This is a genomic window from Mycobacterium helveticum (assembly GCF_007714205.1).
GTDB lineage: Bacteria > Actinomycetota > Actinomycetes > Mycobacteriales > Mycobacteriaceae > Mycobacterium > Mycobacterium helveticum.
The window spans coordinates 1-7,102 of sequence record NZ_VMQU01000185.1 but is presented as its reverse complement, the minus strand read 5'-3'; the positions used below and the strand labels follow the sequence as shown (position 1 = coordinate 7,102).

Here is a 7,102-nt window from a genome sequence, read left to right as displayed (position 1 = left end):
ATCCAACCGGCCCGCCCATCGTCAACCCCAGTGACGAATCCCCACCCCGTGGTCGTCATCCAGAGAGACGCTCAACAGGTTATGAGCTACGCACCGTGGGTTTCGCGCGGTTCGCCAAATATCGAAAGCGCAGGTCAGTCCGGGTCAGTTATCTCACTCGGTCCGCGCCGTCGCACCGATTTAAGCCAGTTCCGCGGAGTTTTGTTCCCAAATCTGTTCCCAATCTTGCGGTTATAGGCGTGGTCCACGCTGCGGCGAACGCCGGCCCTCTTGCTCGGGGTGCACAGACTCTAAACTCTGAAGCGAGCGGTCACTATCCGGGGTCAATAACCGATGTCGTTGGGACGGTTGAGCTGTTCGAGCGCTTGGGTGCGCTTCTACCTAGAGGGCCGGCTGCTCGACGCCCCCGCGTTCGAACGTGAGGGTCGCCCCGCTCGCACCGCCACGTCCCACGCTTGCCGATCGCCATCCTCGCCGTCGCTCCAGACGAGCGACCGATACACACTGCCCTCGTCGAGGTCTTCCGTTACCGACTGCACCAATTCTGCAAGGGCGTCGTCAATTTTGCGATTCGTGTCGTCGGTAACAACAGATTGCGAGACGACCAGCAGCGCCACCTGACCATCCGCCAGTGTGATACCACCAAGCGGGATACCTCCCGGCTTCACAAACAGGTTCGTGGGACGCGCTATAACGAGGTGTAGGCCGGTCGCCTGACCCTCTGGCGGCGCAGGTAGAAACAGCACATCAGCAGGCAACGATTCACCGTCTGGGGCCGCCACGACATCCTCGTGCCGAACCCAGATCGAAATTCCTTTGGTCCAACCGGTATTGCCGATCTCAGGAGGCCTCGGCCACTTGTCGATGATGCGGTTTGTGAGTGCCGGATTCGCCTTCACATGGTCGGCTGTCCACTGAATCCGGTAGTCGGGGCCATTGGGGCCGTCGTGGAGGCTGACCTTCAGTCGACCGCCGAGGACGCGAATGGCGGCATAGACACTGGCATTGTTCTTCGTTGCCCAGATTTTCCAGACCGCCGCATGGTGCCTGATGTCCCCGACCGTGAATCGAATTTCTCCACCGGGACCAGGGAGGACGAGGCTTTCCTGACCCCCGTTGCCGTCGTCGACCACCAACGTGACCGGCGCGGGTGTGGACATTCTGTTGAGGCTAAACGAATGGCACCTTGACCGGCTGAACACCACCGGAATGACGGACTCGGGCCCCGCCACGATAACGTAGGTTGTGTCGATCCTGTCATGGCGTTGACGATCATCGACCTCGGGGAAACCGCGATCGCGGTGCGCGCAGCGGCGGGTCAGATTGGGGTCGCATCTCCGTTCGCCGTGGCTTCGAGGGCCGCCGCGACCGCTTCGAACTCTGCGAGCGCCGCGGTGAGATCTTCGACGATCTCTCTGGCGATGACCTCGGGCGCTGGGAGGTTATCGGCGTCATCGAGCGACTCGTCACGCAGCCAGGTGATGTCGAGGTTGACCTTGTCGCGCGTGATGAGTTCCTCGTAGGTGAACGATTTCCATCTCTCCGACTCGACACGTTCGTCACGGGGCTTTCCGCTCAGATAGAAGTCGACGAACTCGTCGAGGTGATGGCGGCGCAACGGGTTCTGCTTGAGAGTGAAGTGCTGGTTGGTGCGCAGATCGTAGACCCAGAGCTTCGTAGTCCACGGTTGCTCGGAGGCCGGCTTCTTGTCGAAAAAGAGCACGTTGGCCTTTACACCTTGAGCGTAGAAAATGCCGGTGGGCAAGCGAAGGATCGTATGTAGGTCGAAGTCGGCCAACAGCTTTCGTCGTAACGTCTCGCCGGCGCCGCCCTCGAAGAGGACGTTGTCTGGAAGGACGACGGCGGCGCGGCCGTTGATGTCGAGAATGGTCATGATGTGCTGCAGGAAATTGAGCTGCTTGTTGCTGGTCGTGACGACGAAGTCCTGCCGTTCGATCTCGACGTCTTCGCGCACCTCCCGGCCATCGGCACCGACCATCGTCAACGACGACTTGCGGCCGAACGGCGGGTTGGTCAGCACCACCGACCAGCGCCGCCCCGGGTCAGAGATGAGTGCGTCGCGAACATCGATGAGTGAGCCGCCGTCTGCAGTTCCGATGCCGTGGAGCAGCAGGTTCATCGCAGCCAGTCGCGCTGTTCCGTCGACGAGCTCGTATCCGGTGACGAAATCGTCACGCAGGTGTTTGCGCTTCGTCGGTGTGAGGTTCTCGGCCCCTTGCGCGGCGTGTTCATGGGCGACGAGGAGGAAGCCACCCGTCCCACAGGCCGGGTCCACGACGATGTCGGCGGGGGTGGGGTCGATGACATCGACGATCGCCCCGATGAGGTCACGCGGGGTGAAGTACTGGCCTGCACCCGACCCCTTGTCGGAGGCGCCCTTGGAGAGCAGCGCCTCGTAGGCGTCGCCTTTGAGATCTGTGCCCGATGCAGACCAGTTCTCTTTGTCGATCAAATCCACGATGAGGCGTTTGAGCTTCGCCGGGTCCTGAATCCTGTTCTGGGCCTTACGGAAAATCGTGCCAAGCGTGCCCGGCTGCTGCGCCAACCCGACGAGGATCTTCGTGTATACGACCTCAAGGTCCGTTCCCTCGGCATCGAGGAGCTTCTGCCAGGAGTATTCGTTGGGAACGATCTGCTGCGGGTTGAGCTTTCTCGTCGCCCGCTCGTGTGCCATCTTTAGGAACAGCAGGTACGTGAGTTGCTCGGTGTACTCGATGACACCAACACCGTCGTCGCGCAGCACATTGCAGTAAGCCCAGAGTTTGTCGACCAGACGCCGAGAATCAGACACAGTAGTTTGCCCTTCTGGTCAGCTATGCACGACGAGGTTTGGCGCGCCCTGGTAGATCGCGTCTCCGGCCAATAGATCAAGCCGCTTGGCGATGGCACAGGCAGCTACCCACCGATCGCCGGTGTGCTCTCGGGCGTGTAAGCCATGGCCGAGCCTGCGGCACTCGGCAGCCAGCTGTGCATACGCGTCCACCACTTCGTTGTCAGGACGGATCGTGGGCGTACGGTCAAGAATCTCGATCGTTTCGGCCATCCGTCGATCACCCCACTGGGCGCTTCGCGCGCCCGCAAGCACCTCAGCTCTGGTCTGAAATGAAATGAGCACCCGTCGGCCGGTCAGGTATTCGCGCCAACCAGCGACACGCGAATCACTGTTAGCGCGGCGTAGGTACATCAGGCTGAAGACGTCGGTGTCGACCACCGTCGCCGCTACCTGATTCACGAACGCGCCGCCTCAAGAAACGCCTGGAATTCGTCATCAGTTAGGTCGATCCCGCCGTCGATGTCCGGTCCGGGGGCGCTGGCCAGGATCTCCTCGAGCGTCGTGATGCTGCGGTCCATGTGCTCGGCTGCCGGATCGCCAACGTGCGAGACGCTGGCATTGTCCAGCACGACAAGCCGACCCGATTCATGCAGCACGGCATCACCCCGAGCAACCACCCACTGACCAACGAGCTGCGCTGCGGTGGTATCGCTTTGGACATGCTTGAGGTCCACAGTTTGATCGACGTCGTCGCGGACGCGAAACTCGTGCGACCGTAAGTCAACTTTCTCCAGTCGGCCGGTGACAGTCATGATGCCTCCCGGGTGAACGCGTACGGGTGTCCACGTTTCGACGTGCACCGCCGACGAGACAATCCGCACGTCGGGCCGCGAAGGCGAGCCCAGGACTACGGTGGGCGCTGCGGCTTGAACGGCGTTGACCAACTTGCCGACGCTCTCCGCTATGAGATCGGTAGCCCAATCGGGGCGACGGTCCTCACCCATAGCCTGAACAATTTCCCAGAAGCGCTCGTCCGCCACGGCTTGTTCGGGCAGGTCGACGTCGAGTTTGTCAGTCGGCCCCTTGCTGAACCGAAGGACAGTGCTTCCGGGTTCAACTGCATGAAGCCGCAGTTGCGAGAGTTCCTCCATGAACTGCCTCGTACGGCCGGGCCCGGGCGTATTGATTACGTCGCGGCTGATTCGAGTCGTCAATTCCTGCAGAGCAGTCGCGAGGGCGGCTAGGTCCTTGACCGCAATCTCGCCGCTAGGGGCGGGAGCATCAACGAGACGGAGCTCGATCTCCTTGATCATCGTAACTACCTCCTTAGGTCAGCGTTCCGGTAAGTCGTCACCACCGTCGAGCGCACGACGTTTCGAACAATTCTGCACTTACCAGCGAGAACGCTTTACCGATAATCACAGTGCCCTCCGACACGTCGCCGCACTTGCCTCGCGGTGCGCTGGGCCTCGTCGTGGTGAACGAGTTCTGCCAGGTCGGAGCGACTGTTCGACAGAACATCGCCGGTCCGGTTTGTGACCTCAGCCGTCGTCAATCCGCCTTGTGTGTCGTGGACGAGCAACAGCTTGACCTGCTTATGGCTCATGCGTGGGTCAATTCCTCGGCTGACGGCAAGCTGGACTTCACTGCGATTAAACGTCCGGAGAAGGCTGCGGTCAGGAGAGAGCGACGCATCGCAACCGAACGCGCCGCGCCATTCGTAATCGCGGCGCGAAGCCGCACCTGCGCTTCAACAAGTTTGGCAAGACGGTCGACAGCCCGCCGCTGGGTGTCCAAGGCGGGGACCGGAATCTCGATGACCCGGAGCTTCTCCTGTGGCAGGTGCTTGATGGTCGTGCCTGTGAACATGCGGTTGCAGCGGCCTGAGCGAATGGCTTCTTCCAGCATGAGTGCAAGGAAACTTGGGAGCACTTCGCCAGAGTTCCGCACCCTGATGCGGTGAAGCGCTTTCTGGAACGCGACCTCACCGACTGGGCGGCGCCACACAGCGCATCGACCCGGCTCGCCGCCCTCGCATACCATCACGTCGCCTGGTCGCACGTCGAACCACTGCACTTCGCTCTCAGTGAGCGGCGTGAGTTGTACATCGGACAGGTCAAACTCGCGCCACCTCACATTGACGTTTCGCAGGTACGGAGTGGGTCTACCAAGCTGCTTCTTCGCGTCGAGCATCTTGCCGAGCGCCGTCTCAGCAATGTCTCCAATCGTCCTTGTCTGTACACCGCCAAGTGTCCGCCTGGATTCTGACAGGGCAGCTAACCAAAGCGCTTCGAGCTTGCGCTTTCCGACGGAAAGCCACCTCTCTCCTGCCTCGATGCGGGAGAGGTGGTCTTCGAGGAGGTCGACGATGCGGCGCTCGCATTCGACATCAAACCGTGGGACACGAAACTCTCTAATGCTCGTCAAGGTGACGTGCGGGAGTTGCGTGCCCGTTGCTGAGCCTTGCAGGTGCCTGATGAATTCCTGGGATGTTAGCCAGTAGTAGAGGTAGCGATCGTCAATATTGTTAGCCCGGATACGGGCGACTCGCTGGACCAGCAAAGCTGGCAGATCCGCTTTCGTTACGCGTGCAAGTTTCAGTCCAGTCGAAATGACAGGGCGGTCCATGCCGAGGATTAGGTCGCCCTCGTGAACGGCTAGATGCTCATAGCCTTTGAGCAGCTCGCGGGGCCAGGTCTTGGTTCGCGCCCAACGGAGTGATCCGGGTTCGATATTGTCACCGCGCAAGAGCCGGATGCCGGCGCCCTCTTCACCAAAATGTGCACTCTTGAATGCCGGCCCTGAATCAACTGTCGCTACGTCCGCTACGGTCACAAATTTGGGGACGCTCACGCGGTCAGCTCCGCGTTGAGCTGTTCGACGAGATCGCCGGCCCGGTCACCTAAATCCCGCAACGCCCCATCGGTCCCACCCCGCTCGATGAATGGCGCGTCGTCAAGGTCTTCCACGCGGATCCCGGCGGAGTTGGCGATCACCGACACCATCCGGTCCAGCCACCAGCGCTCGGTGTCGTTGAACACCACACCAGCCTGTTCCTGTTGAGCCAACCACGCCGCGTACTTCTCATGCACTCGCTCACCGTAGGGAACAAGTTCGTCGTCGACGCCGATGGTGTACCGGATCAGTGGCACGAGATCAGTGAGGGTGTGCGTGGCACAGTTCCGCACCTTGGGCGAGTCGATCGCCGCGTAGGCGTTCCAGATGATGTCGGGCGTCCAGTTGTGCGGCGGCCGAGCGATACGGGCAGCAAGTCCCTGAATGTACGCGAAATCGATTCGATGCTCACCAGCCTCGTAAGCGAGTTGGATCGCGGTGATTTCGTCGCGATGCTCATCAAGGTAGGCCCGCCACGACTCCACGATCGACCAGGCGCGATCCGTGTCGACCACTCCCCCGGCTTCGACGAGTTCGTCACTGCTGACCTCGTCGATGACCCGGTCGTGGGCGGCGCGGAGTTCGAGTATTCGATTGCGCAGCTCCGGGTTGGCCGCGATCGGCTCGACGGCCCGCTCGATCGCATCAGCCGATCCAGTGGACGGATCGACCGCGTCCACGAGTGCCCTGACGATATCGCGGACGGATTGGCCTGCGGCCTCGTCGAGTTCGTGCCGCTCCTCATCGGTAAGCGCGAGTTCGAGTTTCGCCAGCCGTGACGCCAGGGTTGCCGCCTCGTCCTCGGTGAGAGTAAGGGCGGCGGCTTTGTCGAGGAGCTTCTTGAGGCTGACCGACTTCTGCCGATTCAGCGGGGGCTCGACGAAGGGGTGCTCGGTCACGCCGATTGCATCGACGATGACGAAGCGGGTCTTGTTTTCCGCGTCGGGCGTGACCGCCTGGAAGTCGGCCGAGGCGATCGTGCGCGCGCCACGACCCTTCATTTGCTCGAAGTACTGGGCGGAGCGCACATCACGCATGAAGAACACGCATTCCAGCGGTTTGACGTCGGTTCCGGTGGCTATCATGTCGACGGTCACCGCGATACGCAGCGACGGGCTCGTCCGCAGGGCCTGGAGCTGTTCTTTGGCGTTGCGGGCGTTGTAGGTGATCTTTGCCGCGAAATCGTTGCCCTTGCCGAACACCTCGCGGACCTGGGTGGCGATCTCCTCTGCGTGGTTGTCGTCCTTGGCGAAGATCAAAGTCTTCGGCACGGTGGAGCGTCCCGGGAAGATCTCGGTGAACAGCCGGTCGCGGAAAGTTTCCAGAACGGTACGGATCTGACCCTGATTTTTCAGCCGGCTTGTGATGATCTTGTTTTCGGTGATCTGGTTGATGGTGGCTGCGCGCTGATGG

At 61.2% G+C, this 7,102-nt stretch carries 6 protein-coding genes and 1 pseudogene; 1 reads left to right on the top strand and 6 read right to left on the bottom strand.

Annotated elements, in window-relative coordinates; all coding sequences use genetic code 11:
* Positions 1-377: 377 nt before the first annotated feature.
* From FPZ47_RS25580 to FPZ47_RS25550, 6 genes and pseudogenes are all read right to left on the bottom strand, one after another.
* The gene (locus FPZ47_RS25580) at positions 378-1,160 is read right to left on the bottom strand and encodes a hypothetical protein (RefSeq protein WP_144956726.1); all 783 of its coding nucleotides are present in this window, start codon (positions 1,158-1,160) and stop codon (positions 378-380) included.
* Positions 1,161-1,318: 158 nt separating this feature from the next.
* Positions 1,319-2,812: a class I SAM-dependent DNA methyltransferase gene (locus FPZ47_RS25575; protein ID WP_144956729.1), complete on the bottom strand. Its 1,494-nt coding sequence runs from the start codon at positions 2,810-2,812 to the stop codon at positions 1,319-1,321.
* 18 nt (positions 2,813-2,830) lie between these two features.
* Positions 2,831-3,253: a PIN domain-containing protein gene (locus tag FPZ47_RS25570; RefSeq protein ID WP_144956732.1), complete on the bottom strand. Its 423-nt coding sequence runs from the start codon at positions 3,251-3,253 to the stop codon at positions 2,831-2,833.
* A gap of 638 nt (positions 3,254-3,891) precedes the next feature.
* Positions 3,892-4,107, bottom strand: a pseudogene (locus FPZ47_RS29965) (hypothetical protein); the annotation flags it as partial.
* 289 nt (positions 4,108-4,396) lie between these two features.
* Positions 4,397-5,647, bottom strand: a complete 1,251-nt coding sequence (locus FPZ47_RS25555) for a restriction endonuclease subunit S (protein WP_144956738.1) — start codon at positions 5,645-5,647, stop codon at positions 4,397-4,399.
* Entirely contained in the window at positions 5,644-6,891 is a 1,248-nt protein-coding gene (locus FPZ47_RS25550; RefSeq protein WP_246859909.1) for a type I restriction endonuclease subunit R, read from the bottom strand. The genes FPZ47_RS25555 and FPZ47_RS25550 overlap by 4 nt, the downstream gene beginning before the upstream one ends.
* A 30-nt stretch (positions 6,892-6,921) precedes the next feature.
* Here FPZ47_RS25550 and FPZ47_RS29960 point away from each other — a divergent pair.
* Positions 6,922-7,102 (top strand): hypothetical protein (locus tag FPZ47_RS29960; RefSeq protein ID WP_246859907.1); only part of this gene is annotated, 181 nt, incomplete at its 3' end.